General features: G+C 57.1%; 17 protein-coding genes and 1 pseudogene. 11 read left to right on the forward strand and 7 right to left on the reverse strand.

Translation table 11 applies throughout. The features are described 5' to 3' along the window. Positions 1-19 precede the first annotated feature (19 nt). Positions 20-766 (reverse strand): helix-turn-helix transcriptional regulator, encoded by a 747-nt coding sequence (locus RT613_RS08815; protein WP_313614636.1) that lies wholly within the window; start codon positions 764-766, stop codon positions 20-22. Positions 767-1,061: 295 nt separating this feature from the next. Between RT613_RS08815 and RT613_RS08820 the strand changes: the two genes are divergently transcribed. Together RT613_RS08820 and RT613_RS08825 are read left to right on the forward strand one after the other, a co-directional pair. Continuing rightward, the gene (locus RT613_RS08820; RefSeq protein WP_313614637.1) at positions 1,062-3,266 is read left to right on the forward strand and encodes a TonB-dependent siderophore receptor; all 2,205 of its coding nucleotides are present in this window, start codon (positions 1,062-1,064) and stop codon (positions 3,264-3,266) included. After that, the gene (locus RT613_RS08825; protein ID WP_313614639.1) at positions 3,260-4,135 is read left to right on the forward strand and encodes an iron-siderophore ABC transporter substrate-binding protein; all 876 of its coding nucleotides are present in this window, start codon (positions 3,260-3,262) and stop codon (positions 4,133-4,135) included. Before RT613_RS08820 ends, RT613_RS08825 begins: the two co-directional genes overlap by 7 nt. Positions 4,136-4,216: 81 nt before the next feature. Here RT613_RS08825 and RT613_RS08830 read toward each other — a convergent pair. Then, a pseudogene (locus RT613_RS08830) lies at positions 4,217-5,749 on the reverse strand (DegQ family serine endoprotease). 124 nt (positions 5,750-5,873) lie between these two features. After that, positions 5,874-6,206 carry a hypothetical protein gene (locus RT613_RS08835; RefSeq protein ID WP_313614641.1) on the reverse strand — a complete coding sequence of 111 codons (333 nt, stop codon included), beginning with the start codon at positions 6,204-6,206 and terminating at the stop codon, positions 5,874-5,876. 280 nt (positions 6,207-6,486) lie between these two features. Here RT613_RS08835 and RT613_RS08840 point away from each other — a divergent pair, with 280 nt between their 5' ends. After that, positions 6,487-7,425 (forward strand): aldo/keto reductase, encoded by a 939-nt coding sequence (locus RT613_RS08840; protein ID WP_313614643.1) that lies wholly within the window; start codon positions 6,487-6,489, stop codon positions 7,423-7,425. A gap of 41 nt (positions 7,426-7,466) precedes the next feature. Here RT613_RS08840 and RT613_RS08845 read toward each other — a convergent pair whose 3' ends face one another. The 3 genes from RT613_RS08845 to RT613_RS08855 form a co-directional block, all read right to left on the reverse strand. After that, positions 7,467-8,168: a L,D-transpeptidase gene (locus RT613_RS08845; protein WP_313614645.1), complete on the reverse strand. Its 702-nt coding sequence runs from the start codon at positions 8,166-8,168 to the stop codon at positions 7,467-7,469. Positions 8,169-8,269: 101 nt separating this feature from the next. Continuing rightward, positions 8,270-9,640: an ATP-binding protein gene (locus RT613_RS08850; RefSeq protein WP_313614647.1), complete on the reverse strand. Its 1,371-nt coding sequence runs from the start codon at positions 9,638-9,640 to the stop codon at positions 8,270-8,272. Next, positions 9,640-10,299, reverse strand: coding sequence for a response regulator transcription factor (locus tag RT613_RS08855; protein ID WP_313614649.1), 660 nt, complete (start codon positions 10,297-10,299; stop codon positions 9,640-9,642). Before RT613_RS08855 ends, RT613_RS08850 begins: the two co-directional genes overlap by 1 nt. Before the next feature lie 129 nt (positions 10,300-10,428). Between RT613_RS08855 and dsbD the strand changes: the two genes are divergently transcribed. The 4 genes from dsbD (at position 10,429) to RT613_RS08875 (ending at position 14,549) form a co-directional block, all read left to right on the forward strand. Next, positions 10,429-12,306, forward strand: coding sequence for a protein-disulfide reductase DsbD (gene dsbD / locus RT613_RS08860; RefSeq protein WP_313614651.1), 1,878 nt, complete (start codon positions 10,429-10,431; stop codon positions 12,304-12,306). A gap of 51 nt (positions 12,307-12,357) precedes the next feature. Continuing rightward, positions 12,358-12,969 carry a DsbA family protein gene (locus RT613_RS08865; protein WP_313614653.1) on the forward strand — a complete coding sequence of 204 codons (612 nt, stop codon included), beginning with the start codon at positions 12,358-12,360 and terminating at the stop codon, positions 12,967-12,969. A 49-nt stretch (positions 12,970-13,018) separates the two neighbouring features. Further along, on the forward strand, positions 13,019-13,804 hold the full coding sequence (gene dsbG / locus RT613_RS08870; protein ID WP_313614655.1) for a thiol:disulfide interchange protein DsbG: 786 nt from the start codon (positions 13,019-13,021) through the stop codon (positions 13,802-13,804). Positions 13,805-13,913: 109 nt separating this feature from the next. Continuing rightward, positions 13,914-14,549, forward strand: coding sequence for a thioredoxin domain-containing protein (locus RT613_RS08875; protein ID WP_313614657.1), 636 nt, complete (start codon positions 13,914-13,916; stop codon positions 14,547-14,549). A 130-nt stretch (positions 14,550-14,679) separates the two neighbouring features. On the opposite strand, the gene RT613_RS08880 is transcribed toward RT613_RS08875, so the two are convergent. Continuing rightward, positions 14,680-15,456 (reverse strand): DeoR/GlpR family DNA-binding transcription regulator, encoded by a 777-nt coding sequence (locus RT613_RS08880; protein ID WP_313614658.1) that lies wholly within the window; start codon positions 15,454-15,456, stop codon positions 14,680-14,682. A 104-nt stretch (positions 15,457-15,560) separates the two neighbouring features. Here RT613_RS08880 and RT613_RS08885 point away from each other — a divergent pair, with 104 nt between their 5' ends. The 4 genes from RT613_RS08885 (at position 15,561) to RT613_RS08900 (ending at position 19,189) form a co-directional block, all read left to right on the forward strand. Then, a complete protein-coding gene (locus RT613_RS08885; RefSeq protein WP_313614660.1) occupies positions 15,561-16,184 on the forward strand; it encodes a TIGR00725 family protein in 624 nt (207 codons plus the stop codon). An 85-nt stretch (positions 16,185-16,269) separates the two neighbouring features. Next, positions 16,270-17,055 carry an ABC transporter permease gene (locus tag RT613_RS08890; protein ID WP_313614661.1) on the forward strand — a complete coding sequence of 262 codons (786 nt, stop codon included), beginning with the start codon at positions 16,270-16,272 and terminating at the stop codon, positions 17,053-17,055. Continuing rightward, a complete protein-coding gene (locus RT613_RS08895; RefSeq protein WP_313614663.1) occupies positions 17,052-18,089 on the forward strand; it encodes an ABC transporter ATP-binding protein in 1,038 nt (345 codons plus the stop codon). The genes RT613_RS08890 and RT613_RS08895 overlap by 4 nt, the downstream gene beginning before the upstream one ends. Positions 18,090-18,127: 38 nt before the next feature. Continuing rightward, positions 18,128-19,189: an extracellular solute-binding protein gene (locus tag RT613_RS08900; protein WP_313614665.1), complete on the forward strand. Its 1,062-nt coding sequence runs from the start codon at positions 18,128-18,130 to the stop codon at positions 19,187-19,189. The last annotated feature ends 101 nt before the right edge of the window (positions 19,190-19,290 follow it).

The raw sequence follows: 19,290 nt of genomic DNA on the forward strand, positions 1-19,290 counted from the left end.
TGGTTGCCCACTTGGTCGTTCACACCGCGACCTCGCGCATGGCTTTTCGAAGTGAAGAGAGGCTGCGATAACCGACATCGGCGGCGGCTTCATCCAGTCGCGCCCCTTCCGCCTGCCTGCGCATCACATGTGCCATGCGAAGGCGTCGCCGCCATTCGGCAAAGCTCATGCCCGTCTGGCTGCGGAATTTGCGGGTCATGGTGCGGCGGCTCATGCCGAGATCATCCGCCCAGTGGTCAATGTCGAGATCGATTGACGGCGTTTCCGAGAGGTCGCGGCATAGCCGTTGCAGCCTTTTGTCCACGGGCATCGGCAGGGCAAACGGCCCTTCCTGCGCATGGGCGATTTCATCGAGGATCAAGGCCGCGAGGTGTCCGCCGCGCCCCTTTTCATCATAGAGGGTCGGTTGTTCGAGAAAGGCACTGACAGCAGCCGATAACAGCACCGATGTTTCGATGACCCGAGCCGGCTCCCATGGCAGGGTAACACCGGGGTCCGGTTCGATATACAGCGACTGCATGGAAACGCGGCCATGCGACCTCACCGCATGCGGGATGTCAGGGGTGATCAGCAGCCCGTAACCGCTTGGAATGATGAACGAGCTGTCGGCGGTACGTGCGGTCATGAAACCGTCGATAATTTGCAGCAATTGACCACGGCGGTGGCTGTGCCAGCCGAAATCGACGCTTTTATCGTAGATGCGGGCCATTGCGGTAACCGGCCTTGGCACGTTTTGAAGGTCTGCGGCTTTATGCTGCTCTGTCATTTCAGCTCCAAATGCACAGCAATTTGATGACCGGCAATTCGGTGACACTGCGATGAGCCGAAGCAATAGTCGCAGCGATCCGGTTTTTCAAAAAGAAAATATGGCCCAATGAAGACTATTTCGCCAAAACAATCCAATCAGGCCGATAAATGGCCCACGAAAGACCAATTTTGACCTGACAATGATGATTAAAAAAGTCTAGTTATGCGCCGAATTTGGCGGGGCTTCGAGATAGAGCGGAAATTGCCCGGATACTCCCCGCCTCCGCCAGTACTCGCATCACAGGTTCGTCGCAATGCAAAACATCATTCATACGCCTCGCAATATATTGACCCGTCGCGCTGCGCGTATTCGGTTTTGGATGATGTCCGGTGTCGCCATGGGCTCGCTTGTCGGCGGGTCTGGAGTGGCATTGGCGCAGAATGCCGACGCCTCACTGCAGCTTGCGCCTATCGTCATCGATGGGAAAGCGCCCGTGAAAGGGGCGCGTGTTGAACAGCGCGGTTACGTCGCAAAGGACTCTGCCTCGGCGACCAAAACGACGACACCGATTGCCGAGACGCCTCAGTCCATTTCAGTCATCACCCGTGGTGCGATGACAGACCGCGCCGTGCAGACGGTCGCCGACAGTCTGCTCTACAGTTCCAACGTCAATGGCCAGCGATATGGTAATGATCCGCGTTCGGACTATTTCACCATTCGTGGTTTCAGTGCTGACCTCTATCTCGACGGTCTGCGCGTTCCGCAGATTGCCAACCAGACCGGCGGTTATGCAGGTTTTCGTGTAGAACCCTATTTCCTGAATCGCGTCGAAGTGCTGCGTGGACCGAGCTCTGCCCTGTTCGGCCAGACGAATGTCGGTGGTGTCGTCAACATGATCAGCAAGGATCCTTCTGATCAGGCCGGTGGCGAAGCCTATGTCAGGTTCGGCAGCTTCAAGCAGAAGGAAGTCGGCTTCGACACCACAGGTCCGCTCGGCAGCGGATCAGACCTGACCTATCGTGTTGAAGGTGTTGTGCGTGACAGCGACACGATGAATGATTTCGGCAAGAATGACCGCATCGCGATCAGCCCTACGGTGAAATGGTCGCCTGACGAAGATACCAGCATCACCGTCTATGGTGCTTACATGAAGGATGATGCCGGCCAGGTACCGTCGCTTATTCCGGCGCTTGGCAGTGTCTATCCAAACAGTCTTGGACTGACGATCCCGCGTAATTTTTCCGATGGTGACCCATCATTGGCAATCTACGACAAGGAAACCGCATATATCGGTTACCGTCTGGAGCATGCCTTCAACGATGATCTCACGTTGCGACAGAATTTCCGTTATTCCTATCTCGATGTGAACTACCAGAACCTCTATGCCACTGGCTTTGCCGCCTCCCCGACTACGCTTGCACGTACGGTTTACAATGCGCAACCGACGCTCAATGCCATCGCCCTCGACACCAATCTTGAGTACAAGTTTGATACGGGCCCAGTCAGCCACACGCTGTTGGGTGGTGTCGATCTGCAGTGGCAAAATCTCGTCAATGATACCGGAACGAAGACCGGCACTGCATATAACCTCAACATTTTTAACCCGATCTACAACATCGGTGTGACGTCTGCTCCTATCAAGACACATCTTGATCAGACGCAGAAACAGGCTGGCATCTATCTGCAGGATCAGATTGAGCTTGATCGTTTCCGTCTGACGATTGGTGGACGTCAGGACTTCGTAACCAATGATTCCGATAGCATTGCATATGGCACCCCTGACGTGCTCACGCAGCAGCGCCGCGATTACAACGCCTTTACCGGTCGCGTTGGTGCTGCTTATGTCTTTGACAATGGCTTCATTCCTTATGCGGTCTATTCGACATCGTTCTCCCCAGTTCTCACGTTGGCACCGAAGCCACTGAAACCGACGACCGGTGAACTGAAGGAAATTGGTGTCAAATATGCACCGGAGGGTGAAGACTACAATGTGACGTTGTCCGGTTTCGAAGCGACGCAGCAGAATGTCGTTCAACGCATTTCGGGCGAATATTATCAAACCGACGAGGTGCGGGTTCGTGGTATCGAGCTTGAAGCCAATGCCACCCTTTGGGACCGCTTGAATGTGACGGCCGCCGCCAGCTGGCAGGACCCGGAGGTGACGCGCAGTCAGACGGCGACACAGGTTGGCAAGCTGCCATATACGGTGCCGAAACAGCAGCAGTCGATATTCGTCAGCTATGATGTGCCGATGCCGGACGCCTGGGATGGCAAGCTGACCATTGGTGCCGGCGCCCGCCATATTGGCAAAACGGCGGGAGATACCAACAATACCTTTTTCGTGTCTGGTTACACACTGGTCGATGCCTTTGCGCGGTATGAACATGATCGTTATTCATTCCAGCTCAATGGATATAACCTTGCCGATAAGGACTATGTGGCCGGTTGCAACACCACCACGCAGTGCTACTACGGTCAGGGACGAACCGTGGTGGGTACCGTGAGCGTGAAGTGGTAATCGAAATTCAAAGACGAAGCTTTATAGCAGGTGTGGCGGCTTTGGCTGCCACACCTGATCTGCTTGTTGCCGCGCCGGCAAAACGTGTGGTCACGCTTGAATGGACCTCTACGGAAATTGCGCTTTCACTCGGCATTTCGCCTGTCGGCTGCGCGGAACCTTCCGGTTACCGGACTTGGGTGAATATCGAAAACAACAAGCTGGACGGTGCCGTTGATGTCGGGCGACGCCAGCAGCCGAGCCTTGAAGCCATCCGGAAACTTGAACCTGATCTGATTTTGTCGTCGCGTTTTCGCCATGCATCCCTTGCTTCTGCGCTGGGAGACATAGCTCCAACCCACCTGATCGATGATCAGGATGGCGATGCAGACATGCTTGCAGCGGTTTACCGCAGCGTTGGCCAAGCCGGAACGGCTCTTTCCCTGAAAAATGAGGCTGACGTTTTGCTTGGCCAGTTCGACCGCGCTGTCGAGATGTTGAAAGCCAAATCCAGCCAGAAGATTGCGGGCCGAAAACTGCTGGTGGCGCAGCCATTGCCCGGCGTTCCCAGGCTTCGTGTGTTTGCGCCCAATGCGGCCATATCGATGTTGCTGAACAAAATCGGTTTTACTGCCGCCTTGGATATGTCACCGCAACCCTTTGGCTTCACGACGATTGATCTTGAAGGTCTGGCCACACTCGACGGTGACAGCGCATTGTTCATGCTGGCAGAACAGTTGCCACAGGAACTGGCTGACGCGGCGCTGTGGCCAATCTTGCCAGTTGTCGCGCAAGGCAATGTGCATCTTGCCGCCAATCCGAGGTGGCCGTTTGGCTCGACTGCATCCCTGCAGAAATTGCTTGAGGATATCGTCGGCACTTTTGCCTGAATAGGATACCCAGCAATGCAGATAAAAAAACGGCCTTGCACTCTGATGAGCGCAAGGCCGGATGTCTCGTTTTCGTGTTGATCAGCCAACCGCAAACGGAACGGTTACAAAGCTCTGATCACCACCGCGTTCGATGAGCAGCAGAACAGCCTTGCGGCCACTTTTGCCGGCATTTGCGACAGCCATTTTTGCTTCCTGTGCCGTTTTAACCGCATGTTGGTTAACCGAGACAATCAGGTCGCCAGGCTGCAAGCCGGCCTCTGCTGCGGGCTTGTCAGGCGCAACGCTTGCAATGACGGCACCGCTTTCCGTTTCAGGTAGGTTCAACGCCTGGCGCATCTGATCGTTGACGTCAGCCAGACCAATGCCAATGGTCGGAAGTTTTTGCGCTGCCGGACCTGTTTTGTCCTGTTCCGTGGATGCCTGCTGCTGGTCCTGGCCATTCTGGCCGATGGTCAGTTGCAGGTCCTTGGTTGCGCCCTGCCGCCAGACCGTCAGATTTTCCTTCGAGCCGGGTGTCATGTCTGCAACCATACGTGACAGGTCGCGTGGTGTGGAGATGGTCTTGCCACCCAGGGCCGTGATCACGTCGCCGGTCTCGACACCAGCCTTTGCGGCTGGGGTGTCATTGCTGACCCCAGCAACCAAAGCACCTTCAGCCTTGTCGAGGCCAATCGCATTGGCGATATCTGCCGAGACAGGTTGGATCTGGACACCGATGAAGCCGTGTTCGATCGAGCCGTCCTTCATCAGTTTAGCCACGACCCGCTGGGCCTGATCGGATGGAATGGCGAAACCGACGCCAACGCTGCCGCCATTGGGGGACTAGATGGCGGTGTTGACGCCAACGACATTGCCATCGCTGTTGACGAGCGGGCCACCGGAATTGCCATGGTTGATCGGTGCATCAATCTGGATGAAGTCATCATAAGGACCAGAATGCAGGTCACGACCGCGTGCCGAGACGATGCCAGCCGTTACCGTGGTGCCGATGCCGAAGGGATTGCCGATGGCAAGGATCTGGTCGCCGAGCTTCAACTTGTCGGAGTCGCCCCAGGCAACGGTTGCAAGTGGCGTCTTTGTTTCGATTTTCAGGACGGCGAGGTCAGACTTGGGATCAGCGCCAATCAGTTTGGCAGGCAATTCCGTTCCATCATCCAGCGTGACCTTGATGTCGAGCGCATTGTCGATAACGTGATTGTTGGTCACGATGTAACCATCTGACGAAATGACAAAACCTGAGCCCAGAGCCTGCGAACGCTGGGATTGCCGTTGTTGCGGTGCCTGGTGGGGCATGGGAATGCCCTGCTGACCGAAGAACTGCTTGAACTGTTCATTGAAGGGCGAGTTTTCACCAAAGGGGGATGTTTCGTCCGAAGCGACTGCTTCTGCCTTCATCGTCGTGGTGACGGTGACAACAGCGGGTTTGTCGGCTGAAACGATGGAGGCGAATGAGCCTGCCGGGGCGACGATGCCGCTGACGACAGGTGTGGATGACGACGGTGCCGCGAATGCTGCATTGCTGCCCAGAATGACTGGAGTTGCCAGCGGCACTGCGATGATGGCGGCCCCCAAAAGGGCCAGGATGCGATTTCTCTGAATGATGTTTGACATGATCGTACTCACTCTCTTCCGAATAACGGGCTTCGAATAATTGAACGCACAAAGGCGTGTCCGCCTGTCACGACAGGCAGGGATGGGTTCATTTCTCTGAGGGTTGCTGCGGGGGGCTAACGGCCTAGTCGCAGACGCGGGCCCGGTACATGTCGCCCCATGCATTTTGCTGCCAAACAACATGGCAGGTTGGGTAGTGAGCGACAGGCAGCGGTGGTCCGTATGCCATGGGAGGTGGGCCATAGGGCGCTGCGCCATAGGCTGGCACACCGTAAACCGGTGCATGATGAGAATTGGCAAGCAAGGCGCCGCCGACAACGGCGCCAGCTAGTCCGGCAACGAGACCGCGGCCGAAATTATTGCGGGCTTCAGCCTGGGAGGCGGTGGCGAATGCCGTACCAGCAATCGTCAAGGCGACCAGTCCGGTGGTGACGAATGTGTGTATTCTAGTCGTCATGGTCCTGATCCTTTTTAAATGGTCGCGCCTTGTTTCGTGACCATGGGACAGACATTAGACGAACGCGGATTACCGTTCGCTATCCGCAGCATTAAACCTTGGTAAGTTTCACGGAGAGCCTAGTTGGAAAACCGGATACCCAAGTGGCAGAAAGCATAAGGGGGATCGTTCAGGCGCAGTGATGTCACCGCATCCGGTTGACTTTGTGCCCCGCACCCGGTTCAACAATTGCAGTGCGGCATAAAGCCGTTTGCAACACCGGATGCTGGATCGCTTATTAATGGAATTTCGTCAACTTGGTACCTCGCCGCTGAACCTTTCTCAGGTTGGATATGGCTGTGGCCGCATTGGCGATCTCAAACAATCCGAGGATTGCCAGACCATTCTCGATACAGCCTGGGATGCCGGTATCCGCTATTTCGATACGGCACCCGGTTACGGTCTTGGCCTTTCAGAGCGACGGCTCGGTGATTTCCTGCGGACAAAGGAAAGATCATCCTATGTCCTCTCCACCAAGGTCGGTAAAATCCTCGCGCCAGTGCCCGGCGCAGCGGTCAACACCATGCCGTTCGATATCGCCTATGATTACACCTATGACGGTGTGATGCGCTCGTTCGAATTCAGCCTGGCACGGCTTGGCCTGTCATCGATCGACCTGCTTCTGGCGGATGATATCGAGGTGTCGACGCTCGGTATCGCCGAATATCGCCGGCATTTGCCACGTTTTCTGGAAAGCGGCATGCGGGCGCTTGAAGAGCTCAAATCCAATGGCAACATTTCGGCCTTTGGCATCGGCGTCAATGATGTCGGTGTCTGTCTCGACATCATGCATCGGGTCAAGCTCGATTGTGTCATGTTATCCGGCAAATATACCTTGATCGACCGCACTGCCGGCACGCGGCTGCTGGGTGTCTGCGAACGGATGGCGACACCGCTTATCATTGGCGGGATCCTTAATGGCGGAACACTGCTGGCGCGTGACAGGCCCTATGATGATGATCCGCTGGTTGCCTGCGCCAAGATGGCGCAGGGCATTGCCGATGAGGAACATATCAGCCTGGAAAGCGCTGCCTTGCAGTTCCCGCTGTCGAACACGGCGGTAACCTCGGCAATGCTGGGAACCACCAATCCGCAGCGGTTGCAGCGTATCGTCTCGGGGATCAACGACGTTATCCCCGGTCAGGTCTGGTCCAGGTTCAACTCGGTCGCGCTGAACTAGCCTCACCGCCACAAGTGAGGCTCGACGGCAAGAGGCCGCTTTTAGCCCTTTACGATGATCTTGGCGCCCGGCGTGACGCGCTCATAGAGGTCCATCACGTCCTGGTTCATCATGCGGATGCAGCCGGCAGACACGCCCTTGCCGATGGAGCTTGGATCATTGGTGCCGTGGACGCGGTAATAGGTGTCCCTGTTGTCCTTGTGCATGTAAAGCGCGCGTGCACCCATCGGGTTTTTCGGACCGCCATCCACGCCGTCCTTGTGCGGGCCGTAATGGGCGGGGTTTCTCTTGACCATGTCAGGGGTCGGGATCCAGCGCGGCCATGCGGCCTTTCTGGCAATGATGGCCTCGCCGCCATCAAAGGAGCGTGCCACCGGGCCAACGCCAACGGCGTAACGGATAGCCTTGTTGCCGGGCTGGATCAGGTAGAGGAAGCGGCTCTTCTGATCGACAATGATGGTGCCGGTTTTTTCTTCCGATGGGTAGCTGACGACCTGACGCACATATTGCGGGTTCAGCTTCTGCACATCGATGGCGGGAATCTCAAAACCGCCATCGGTTTTGGCGCCATACATTTGCGCCGGGTCGGTGCCAACAGACTTGATTGTGTCGTTTTCGGCGCGTTGCTTGACGAGCTGTGGCGTGGGGGCGGTACTGCCATCACCCGTGCTGGCACATGCCGACAGCAACAGGAGCAGCGCAATCGCCAACGCCTTGCGAGGAGAGAAGAAAACACGAATCATGGGGGCCTGCCTAATGCGGATTGGAACTTTCCACGCTTGGCTGACGCCCTCACCTTAACACTGCCTTAAGATTGATAGAACTAACGCAGCTGTGAACAGCTTCATTCGCCCGGCAGTGTCAAAACGACCACGAAGCCAGCTGTCATGTCACGGAAATCCAGCCTGCCGCCCAGCTTTTTCATGGCCATGTCGACAATGGCCAGACCAAGGCCACTGCCATCAGCTGTTGGGGCGTGGCCGCGCTTGAAGCGTTCCCGCACACTGGCCTGATCTTCCACGGCAATGCCCTGCCCGCGATCGATGACTTCGATCTGCATGCCGGCGTCCGTGGTTCGAAAGCGGATGGTGACTTTGGTGCCCTGCGGCGCATATTGAATGGCATTTTCAATCACATTGCGCAGCGCCAGACGCAGCAGGTTGATATTCCGGACCACCACGTCCTGTTGCTCTGGCAGGTCAAATTCCAGTGACACCGAACGTTTGCTGCTTAATCCTTCGAGGTCGCATCGTATGTCCTCCAGCACCCGGTCAAGACGCGCTACCTCAGCCTCGTCACCACGGTCGACGGAATCGACCGAAGCAAGGTCAATCAGCTGGCGCACAAGGCGGCCGGTTCTATCGACGCTGGTCGAGATATGCGCCAGCGCCTTGTTTCTGACGTCCTCCTCATGGCTTTTCAACGCCACCTGAGCCTGGGTTTTCAGACCCGCCAGCGGTGTCTTCAACTCATGGGCGGCATAGGCGATGAAGGATTTTTCGCGCTCACGCGCTTCCTCAACCCGCAAAAACAGCGAGTTCAGCGACTTGAGCAGCGGCTTGATTTCGCTTGGCGCATCCTTCTGTTCTATGGCATGCAGCTCGTCAGCATTGCGCATGCCCAGCAGGGCGGCGATGCGGTTGAGAGGCCCCAACCCCTTGCCGACACTGAACCAGATCAGAAGTGCCAAGATGGGCAACATGGCCACCGCCGGCACCAGCTGGCCCTTGACCACATCGGCCACCAGCCGGTCGCGAATTTCAAGACTGTCACCGATCAGCACCCGGACATTCAGACTGGTATTGACCACGGCAAATACCCGCCAGCGTACACCGTCCACCGTCGTTTCGCTGAAACCGCTGGTGTTGTCGGTCAGCGCATCATCCGGCGCACTGGCCGAGCGGCTGACCAGCTTGCCCTGCAACGACCAGATCTGGCAGGATAGCTGCCGCCGGTAATCGCCCTGCACATCAAAGGGCGCGTCGGGAGAGCCTAAAGCATCGCTTGCCTTGGTGTCGTCGATAGCGGCGGCCACATCGATATGGTGATCGGTGATCAGTGAACTGACCATGCGGGCGGCTTCCATCAACCGTGCATCCAGTACCCGTTCCACCTGATGCTGCACGCTGAAATAGGTCCACAGCACCGCAAACAGCCACACGGCACCGGTGGTGGCCAGCAGGATGGCAAACAGCCGAAGACGTATCGAGCGCATCACCCCATCCCCAGCCGGTAACCGACGCCGCGCACCGTCTCGATGACCGATGTGCCGAGCTTGGCGCGCAGCTTGTGCACATGCACCTCGATGGTGTTGCTCTCGACATCCTCCTGCCAACCATAAAGCCGCTCTTCCAGCGCCTGTTTGGAATGGATGGCCTGCGGGCTTTCCATCAGGGCATGCAGAATGGAAAATTCGCGGCGCGACAGGCCAATCTCCACCTCGGCGCGGCGCACCAGCATCGAGGCCGGATCAAGGGTCAGGCCACGCAGGCTGATCTCGGCACTGGCGCGGCCGCTAGAGCGGCGGGTAATGGCGCGCAGGCGTGCGGCGACCTCATCCAGATCAAAGGGTTTGCCGATATAGTCATCGGCGCCAGCATCCAGCCCGTCAATGCGGTCGCCCACCTCGTCCTTGGCGGTCAACAGCAGCACGGGAATGCGATTGCCCAGATGTCGAATGCCGCGCAGCACATCCAGCCCCGACCCATCCGGCAACATCCTGTCGAGCACAACGGCGTCAAAACGGCCGGTTTCCAGCGCCTCGGTGGCATCGGCAACCGTGGTTACGCCATCGGCGACAAAACCGCTGAGTTTGAGGCCTTCGCGCAGGCCATCCAGCAGGATCGGGTCATCTTCGACAACAAGAATTCGCAAGTCACGTCTCCGCAAGCGGTCTGTTCAACATTTCGTCCGGATTTTTAGTCCGATTTTCACCTTAAGGCTGCCTTAAGCTACCGGTCGGATCAGTCCTGATAACAAAATGTAGACGAAAGGACATGGCGGATGCGCATAGTAGCGTTCACGTTTGCGATGCTGACGCTGGTCGGCATGACACTGGCTGGCGTCGTTTCGCCCGCCGTGGCAACGCAGACACCGCTTGAAATGGATCAGGCCTTCAAGGTGTCGGTGGAGCAGGCAGCGGATAATCGCGCCGTGATCCGCTGGACCATCAACGACGGTTATTACCTGTACCGCGACTATCTGAGTGCCGAGGACACGGCCGGTAACAAGCTCGACCTGCAGACCCTGCCGGGCAAGGTCAAGGATGATCCGAACTTCGGTTCGACCGAGATTTATTATTCCACCGCCACAGCCTCGGTGCTCAACGCACCACAGACTTTTCGCCTGACCTATCAAGGTTGCCAGGAGGATGGCCTGTGTTATCCGCCAACCACCAAGACAGTTGATATGGCGACCTTGTCGCTGGCGGGCGATGGCGCTGGCAAAGGCCTGTTTTCACAGGGTGGATTTGCCGCCGCAGCCAAGGCCCCCAACGCCTTTTCCAGCGCTGCCAGCACCGGTAATGCCATTGATCGCGCTGATGATGACCTCGCCTTCACACTGGCGGATGAACATGCCGAAACCGCCATCGACCGTATGCTCAGTGATGGCGGCGTTGCCCTGTTGCTGGCCGGGTTTCTGGGGTTTGGCGTGCTGCTGGCCTTCACGCCCTGTGTGTTTCCCATGTATCCGATCGTCGCGGCCATGCTGGCCCGCGAGGGTGAAAACCTCACAGCACGGCGCGGTTTTACCCTGTCATCGGCTTATGTTCTGGCGCTGGCCTGCGCCTTCGGGCTGCTTGGCATGGCAGCGGCATGGTCTGGGCAAAACCTGCAGGTTGCCTTGCAGAGCACCACCACGGTGGCGGCGATTGCCATTCTGTTTGTGGTGCTGGCGCTGTCGAATTTCGGTCTGTTCCATTTGCAGCTGCCGGCCTTTATCTCGGCGCGGTTCAGCAAGGGCAAAACAAGGGCCGGCACAGTGCCGGGCGCCATGGCGCTTGGGTTTTCCTCGGCGCTGTTGATTGGCCCTTGCGTGACGGCACCTTTGGCCGGGGCGCTGCTTTACATTGCCCGCACCGGTGACATAACCATTGGCGCGGCCGCGCTGTTTGCGCTGGGGCTTGGCAAGGGCATTCCGCTGGTGATCATGGCGACAGCCAGCGGCAAGGCGCTGCCAAAGGCCGGCCTATGGATGGAAAAGGTGCGCCAGATCTTCGGTTTCCTGTTTCTGGCAACCGCGCTGTGGCTGGCGACACCGCTTCTCCCGCAATCCCTCGTGTTGCTGGGCTGGGCCGTGCTGGCGCTGTCCTTCGGAGTGTTTGCCTTGACCGCCGCAACTGGCACCACCGGGTCCGGTTTCAGCGTCATCTCGCGCAGTACAGGTCTGGCATCGATCATCTGGGCGGCATTGCTATTTGTCGGTCTCGGCCTTGGTGCGAATGATCCGCTGGCACCGCTGAAGCCATTGCTGTCAGGCGGTGGCGCACAGAGCGTGGCCCGCATAGAGAAGTCGGACTTTGCCAAGGTCGGCTCGCTGGCCGAACTGAAACACCGTATCGCCTCTACACCAGGTAATGAACCGACGCTCCTCTATGTCACCGCAGACTGGTGCGTGACCTGCCGCACCATTGAACGCTCGCTGCTGACCAGTCCTGATGTTGTCGATGCGATTGGCAAGGTCAACCTTGTCAGTCTCGACCTGACGCAGCTTAACGACGACAAACAGGCCATGCTGTCGGCGCTTGGGGTTATCGGTCCACCGACCATGGTGTTTCTGGACGCCAAACGCCGCGAACCGGCGGCAACCCGGCTGGTCGGCGAATTTTCCGCCAGTGATCTCGCAGCCTCGGCCCGCAAGGCACGGGAGGACAGTCTTTGAACACACTTTATCAGCACTTAAATCAGCACATAACGCGGAAGGAGAATTCCGATGTTGTCACGCCGTGATGTCTTGGCAGGTGGGCTTGCGACTGCCGCAGCTCTGACTTTGCCTGGCGCAAGGGATAGCGCCGCTGCGCAAATGAGCACGAAGGAGATATTCTTCGACAAGGATGCACCGGTGCTTGGCAACCCCAAGGGATCGGTGACGGTGGTCGAATATTTCGACTATCAATGCCCCTATTGCAAAAGCTCGCACGCGGCCTTGAAAAAGGTGGTGGCGGCGGATGGCGATGTGCGGCTGGTGCTGAAAGACTGGCCGATCCTCGGTGATGCCTCGGTGTTTGCCGCACAGGCAGTGCTGGGTGCGGCGCAAATCGGCCACTATGAACCGGCCATGGAAGCGCTGATGAAAACCAGAGGACGCCTGTCGCAAAATCAGGTTGAAAAGGCACTGGCCGGTGTGGGCCTGACGATGGAAATGCTGTCGGCCGCCGTCAATGAAAACAACAGCAAGATCTCCGCATTGCTGGATCGTAATTACAGCCAGGCGATGTCTTTCAATTTTGTCGGCACGCCGTCCTTTGTCATAGGCAAGGACGTCTATCCCGGTGTTCTCAGTGAAAAGGCACTGAAAGACGCCATCAAACTGGCGCGTGCCTGAGCCATGACTGGCCGCACGCCCCATACTCCAAATCTTGAAAGTAACCTCCATGTCCCGTTTCTCCCTTATCCGCCCCATCATCGCTGTCACCTGTGCGCTTGGCCTGTTGTCCGCCCTGCCCGCTTGTGCCGAAGACAAGGCGGATCTACCGCCAATACTGCGCACCATTGAGGGTCAGGGCATCAAGATACTCGGTGAAATGAAGGTGCCGGGCGGCCTGAGGGCCTTTGCCGCCAAGGCGGGTTCACAGCCGCTTGCCATCTATCTGACGCCTGACAATGAACATGTGGTGGTCGGTACGCTGGTTGATGGTTCCGGTCAGGATATGGCCCAGACGCAACTGAAGGAAATGACGGAAAAACCGATCATGGAAGATGGCTGGAAACAGCTGGAACAATCCGCCTGGGTGGCAGACGGTAAGGCCGATGCACCGCGCATTGTTTATACCTTCACCGACCCCAACTGCCCCTATTGCAACAAGTTCTGGCAGGCCGCACGACCATGGATCGACAGCGGTAAGGTGCAACTGCGCCACATCATGGTTGGTGTGATCAGGCAGGATTCTCCGGCCAAGGCAGCTGCTATTCTGGAGGCCAAGTCGCCATCTGAGGCACTGACCGAAAATGAACTGAAACACAAAAACGGCGGCATCAAAGCCCTGTCGAAGATCAGTGACAAATCGACCGCCAGCCTCAACAGCAATGCCGATCTGATGACCAGCCTTGGTTTTAACGGCACGCCGGCGATCGTTTTCAAGAAGGATGACGGCACCATCGGCAGCGTTGCGGGCATGCCGCAGGGCGGAGCTTTGGACATGATTTTCGGCCCGAAGTGATGTTATGACCAAAGTCCGTCGAACAAGGGTATCAAGTGGCTTTCGTCATCGCACAACTTCAGGTCAAAGTTACGTTTTGGAAACGTCATATTCAAGCAGGTCAGGACAGATGAACAAGAGCATAACAACGGGTCATATTTCGCGTCGGTTGATATTGGGTGCCTGCCTTGCTGTTGGTCTGGCAGCTCCTGCATTGGCGCAAGGCACTGAAGATGCCGTTTCAAAAAGCCTGCTGCCAGACAACTATATCGGTGCTGATAGCGCGCCGGTATCGCTGATTGTCTATTCCTCGCCAACCTGCAGCCACTGCGTTGATTTCCACGCCAATGAACTGCCGAAGCTGCAGGAAAAGTATGTTGGCCCCGGCAGGCTGAAAATTGCCTACCGTCCGTTCATGCGCAACTCGCTGGATGCGGTCATTTTCATGCTGGCGCATTCGCGAGGTGCCGACAAGTTCGATGAGACCGTGTCGACCTATATGGACAAGTTTGACGAACTGGCCGCAGCGCAGGACACCGAACAGGCGGTGCGATCAATTGCTGAGGGACTGGGCATCGACAAGGCCGGTTTTGACAAGGCCGTGGCCGACCAGCCCTATTTCGACCAGTTGAATGCCGCCACCAAACAGGCGCAGGAAGAGTTCAAGGTGGCAGGCACGCCAACGTTCTTCGTCAATGGCGAACAGCTTACGATTGACAGAAGTTTTGATGAGGTCGGTGAAGCAGTGGAAACGTCTCTAAACTAGGCTTTGCCACCCCCTGAAACTCGCTGCGGCGACGGCACCGTTTTGTCGTCGAGTTGATTGAGCAACGACAATCGGTCAGCGGCGACGCAAATGTGTCTCCCTGTCTGCACGACCTGATGGATGCCCGGCATCAGTCCGAAACAACCACATCCAGTTTGGATTGGAGAAAGGCAGCCCCCAGAAAATCCGGTGGTGCCGCATCGCAGACCAGATGTACAAACTCGTCTGCACGCCCAATCGTCGCAACGGCCTTGCTGTGGAATTTCGATTGGTCGCCGACCAGCACGGCAGTTTCGCACCGTCGCATTGCCGCCTGTTTGACGGCAATTTTTTCAAGATCGTAATCGAGCGCCGAGCCATCCGCCGCAAAACCGGAAAAGCCGATAAAGGCGTAATCGAAATGGATGGCGTCAATGCCAGCAAGTGTGGTCGCCCCCACCAGGGAGCCGTCTGCACCACGCAAGGACCCGCCAAACACATGCAACTGGATTTTCGGCTCTGCCGCCAGCAACATTGCGCAGGCAAGGCTATTGGTAAAGGCATGCAGCCGGATGTCACGTGCTTTCAGGGCTGCCGCGACAGCCTCGACCGTCGTTCCGACATCGAGAAAAACCACGGAACCTTCCGGCACCAGCCCGGCCGCAGCCACGCCAATTCGCTCCTTCGCCGCCGTCGCGCGCAGGGTTTTTTCGGCATAACCAAGGCGAACCGTTGAATCCATCGGTCCCGCACCGCCATGGAAACGCTGTAGCAGCCGCATTTTGTCGAGATGGATGATATCGCGCCTGATCGACTGCACAGACACGTCGAAACGCTGCGATAGCGTTTCCAGTGTCGCATATCCGGTCTCTCCAACTGTCTGTAAAATCTCTTTCTGGCGGGCTGTCAGCTCACTGGACTGGGGCATGAAATCTCTTGTCATAAATCTTCCATCGATGTCACATATATTACATGCACATGACAGTTTGACGACCGTTTTTGTACGGTTTCATTTAAGGAGCTATGACGAGTATGCCTGCATTGCAGTGGGACGCGGGGCAAAAATGCCTTCGCACCGCCGGTAAAGTTTTTGATCCATCCCGGTTGATATGGCTGGACAGTGATAGTGACCAGAGCGCTCCAACCGTGACACCATTGGAAGCCCTCAAGAGACTGGCTGAAAGCGGAGCGCTCAAGCGGGTTCCGGTTGGTATCATCGGGCCGCGTGAGGCAACGGATCAACAACGGCAGGTGGCTTACGCCTTGGGTGCGGCGATGGCGGATCATGGTTTGCAATTGCTGTGTGGCGGCAAAAACGGCGTCATGGAAGCGGCTTGTGAAGGCCATGCCGCCCATGGCGGGCTTCCTGTTGGCATATTGCCGGATGAAGAATGGCAGGCGGCCAATCCATTCGTTGGTATCCCTATCGCCACCGGTATTGGTCCGGCACGCAATGCCATCATTGCCAGAGCCTGTATTGCATTGATTGCTGTGGGCGGCGGGGTTGGTACCCTGTCTGAAATGGCCCTCGGTCTGCAGTTCAACCGCCTGGTTCTTGCCACGGCGGGCGCACCCTATGTCGAAGGTGTGCCTGTGCTGTCCGAGATCGAGGACGTGCTTGATCTCGTCGCGCGGCGAATTTTGCAAGTTATGTAATAATTCTTCCATATGTCATAAAACTATCATCGAAAGACAATAGAGAGGCACTCAAACGCAACACGCAAACCAGCGGACTGCCAAAGTGCCCATTGTCGCCATTGCCTATTGTCTCTTTCTGTTCGCTCCCGTGCTATTGCTGGCATTGGGATCGTTTGGAGAAAGCTGGAGCAACACGCTCCTGCCATCGGGTTTTACGTGGCGGTGGTATGAGGAGGTTGCGGCGGACCCCAGCTTCCGCCGCGCCTTTGTCACCAGTCTGCAGGTTGTTGGCATCACCTGCGCGCTCAACGTTCTGATTGGCATGCCGTTGGCCTACGCCATTCAGGTTGGTGCAAAGGGTGGAGTTCGCTTTGCAGCGCGTCTGGTGACGCTGCTTCCGGTGGCTGTGCCTGACCTCGTTCTCGCCTTCGGTTTCATTCTCGTATTTTCGTCGGACCAGTTGCACTGGCTTGGCAGTTTCTGGCTGCTGGCTGCGGGACATCTCGTCCTCACCCTGCCATATACGGTCACTGCGCTGGTGGCTGATATGGAGCAGTTGCGGCTCGATGAATTTGAACATGCGGCGGCCACCCTTGGTGCGCCATTCCTCACCAGAATTCGCGATATCGTTCTTCCTCTTCTGGGGCCAAGTGTCGTTTCCTCGATGCTGACGGTGGCAGCACTGTCAATTGGTGAGTTCCAGCTTTCAAATCTGATTTCCGGGTTCCTGTCGCGACCTTATCCGGTCGTTCTGCTGCAGGCCTTTTATGGGGCAACCGGTTTTGCCTGTGCCGCCACCATCGTCCTGCTCATTCTTGCAACGCTTGCCTCCCTTGCCAGCAGCCTCACGTCCCGATTGTCCACCACCAAGAAAGAAGCAGCGGCATGACGCTAACCTACGAAAACGTCAGTTTCACCTATCCTGGTGCCAAGGCTGGTATCTTCGATATCTCGCTTGAGATCGGTAAGGGCGAGCTTCTGGCCATTATTGGGGCTTCCGGTTCGGGCAAATCCACCATCCTCAAACTTCTGGCCGGTTTCGTCAGTCCGGATCAGGGACGCATCGTTATTGACGGCCGGGATGTCAGCGCACTCTCGCCGGAAGCACGCAAACTTGGCGTGGTGTTTCAGAATTATGCGCTGTTTCCGCATATGCGCCTTTGGGAAAATGTCGCCTATCCCTTGAAGGTCCGTGGCGTGGCCAAGGCTGAAAGACGCCAGCGAGCCGTTGAGATGCTTGGGCGTGTCGGCATGAAAAGCCGGGTGGACGATCTGCCATCGGCACTGTCGGGCGGTCAGCAGCAGCGTGTGGCACTTGCCCGTGCACTGGTTTTTGAACCGCAAGGCCTGTTGCTGGATGAACCGCTGTCAGCACTCGATGCGAGCTTGCGCGTCGAAATGCGTGACGAAATCCTGCGTGTGCAACGTGCATCCGGCATCGCCACACTGCTTGTGACCCATGATCAGGAAGAGGCGTTGTCGATTGCCGACAAGATTGCCGTGATGCGCGATGGACGGCTGATCCAGCTCGGCACACCACGGGAACTTTATGAGACCCCTGCCGATGCTTACGTTGCCGGTTTTGTCGGCCAGTCCAACCTGTGGGGCGGCAAGATTGCTGCCGACGGTTTGGTCGCAAGTGATATTGGGCCGCTGGCCTGCGACACGACAGGCCACCGTCCGGGCGACGCCGTTACCGTGTTCGTGCGTCCAGAACGCATTGTTCCGGCATCAAACGATCCTGATCAGGGCAGCTCTGATGTGTTGTCCGGCACGGTCGCTGCCGATCGTTATCTCGGGCCGATCCGCCGGATCGACCTCAATGTTCCAGGCGGCATCGTCCGTCTCGAAACCCATCTGCGGGAGGCCGTGACATCGGTCCGGGTTCCGTCAGATGCCATTCGTCTCCTTCCCGCCAACTGATTTCAACAAAAGGTATTCCCATGAACAGACGGCATTTCATGACGACCGTAATGGCCGGTGTTATGGCTTTCGGTCTTGCCAACAGCGCTTCGGCCTTTGAAGGTGCAGAACTTTACGAGGGTGAAAAGGCGCTTTACGAGGCCGCCCAGAAGGAAGGCCTCGTTGTGTCCTTCGACACAGGTCCGACCTGGGCCAACTGGGCAAACCAGTTCAAGGCATTTCAGAAGCGTTATCCTGGTGTCGAGATGGTTTATAACGATCTCGGCTCCGCCGCGACCGTTGTGGCGCTGGACAAGTCCCGCAACCGCCCACAGGCTGACACCGCCTATTATTTTGCCGCTTCCGCGCTGGATGCTGCCAAGGCTGGTGTCGTCGAAGGCTACAAGCCGGTCAATTTCGACCGCCTTCCCCAGCAGCTTCGCGAAACCAATGGTGAGTGGTTTACCGTTCACACATTGAGTGTTGCCTTCCTGGTGAACACCAAGCTCGTCAAGAATGTGCCGAAGACTTGGGCTGATCTTTTGAAGCCGGAATACAAGAACGCGATCGTGTATCAGGATCCGCGTTCGACCGGCCAGGGCCAAGTTGTCACCTTTGCCGCAAGTTTCGGAAATGGTGGTTCGATGGATGATGTCGCGCCAGGCATTGAATATCTTGGCAAGCTTAGCAAGGCTGGCAATGTCCTGCGCACCGTCGGCACCACGCCATATGCCCAGTTCCTCAAGGGTGAAATCCCGATCTGGATCGGTTACGAAAATGACGGCCTGAAGGCGAAATTCACCGACGGCATGGCTGACAGCATTGACGTGGTCATTCCCGAGGAGGCATCCGCCGCCGCACCTTACGCCATCTCGCTGGTCAAGAATGGCCCGAACCCCAATGCTGGCAAGCTCTGGCTCAACTTCATCATGAGCGATGAAGGACAGAAAATCTTTGCCGAAGGTTACGTGCGTCCGTCGGTTGAAGGCATCGCCATGCCGGAGGCCGTTGCCGACAAGATGCCGGTTGCCGCACAGATCCAGCCGCTCGACATTGCCAAATCGACTGCCAAGAAAGCAGAGATTGACGCCGGTTGGGCCAAGGCCGTTCTCGGCCAGTAATGACCGGATGCGAATGCTTCCCACCAGCTGGATAAAACCGGTGGGCCGGCAAGCATTCCTGTTCCGCGAGCTAAGCCAGTTCCGTTTTCGGTATCACCGTC

Source organism: Agrobacterium sp. (assembly GCF_032092815.1).
Lineage (GTDB): Bacteria > Pseudomonadota > Alphaproteobacteria > Rhizobiales > Rhizobiaceae > Agrobacterium.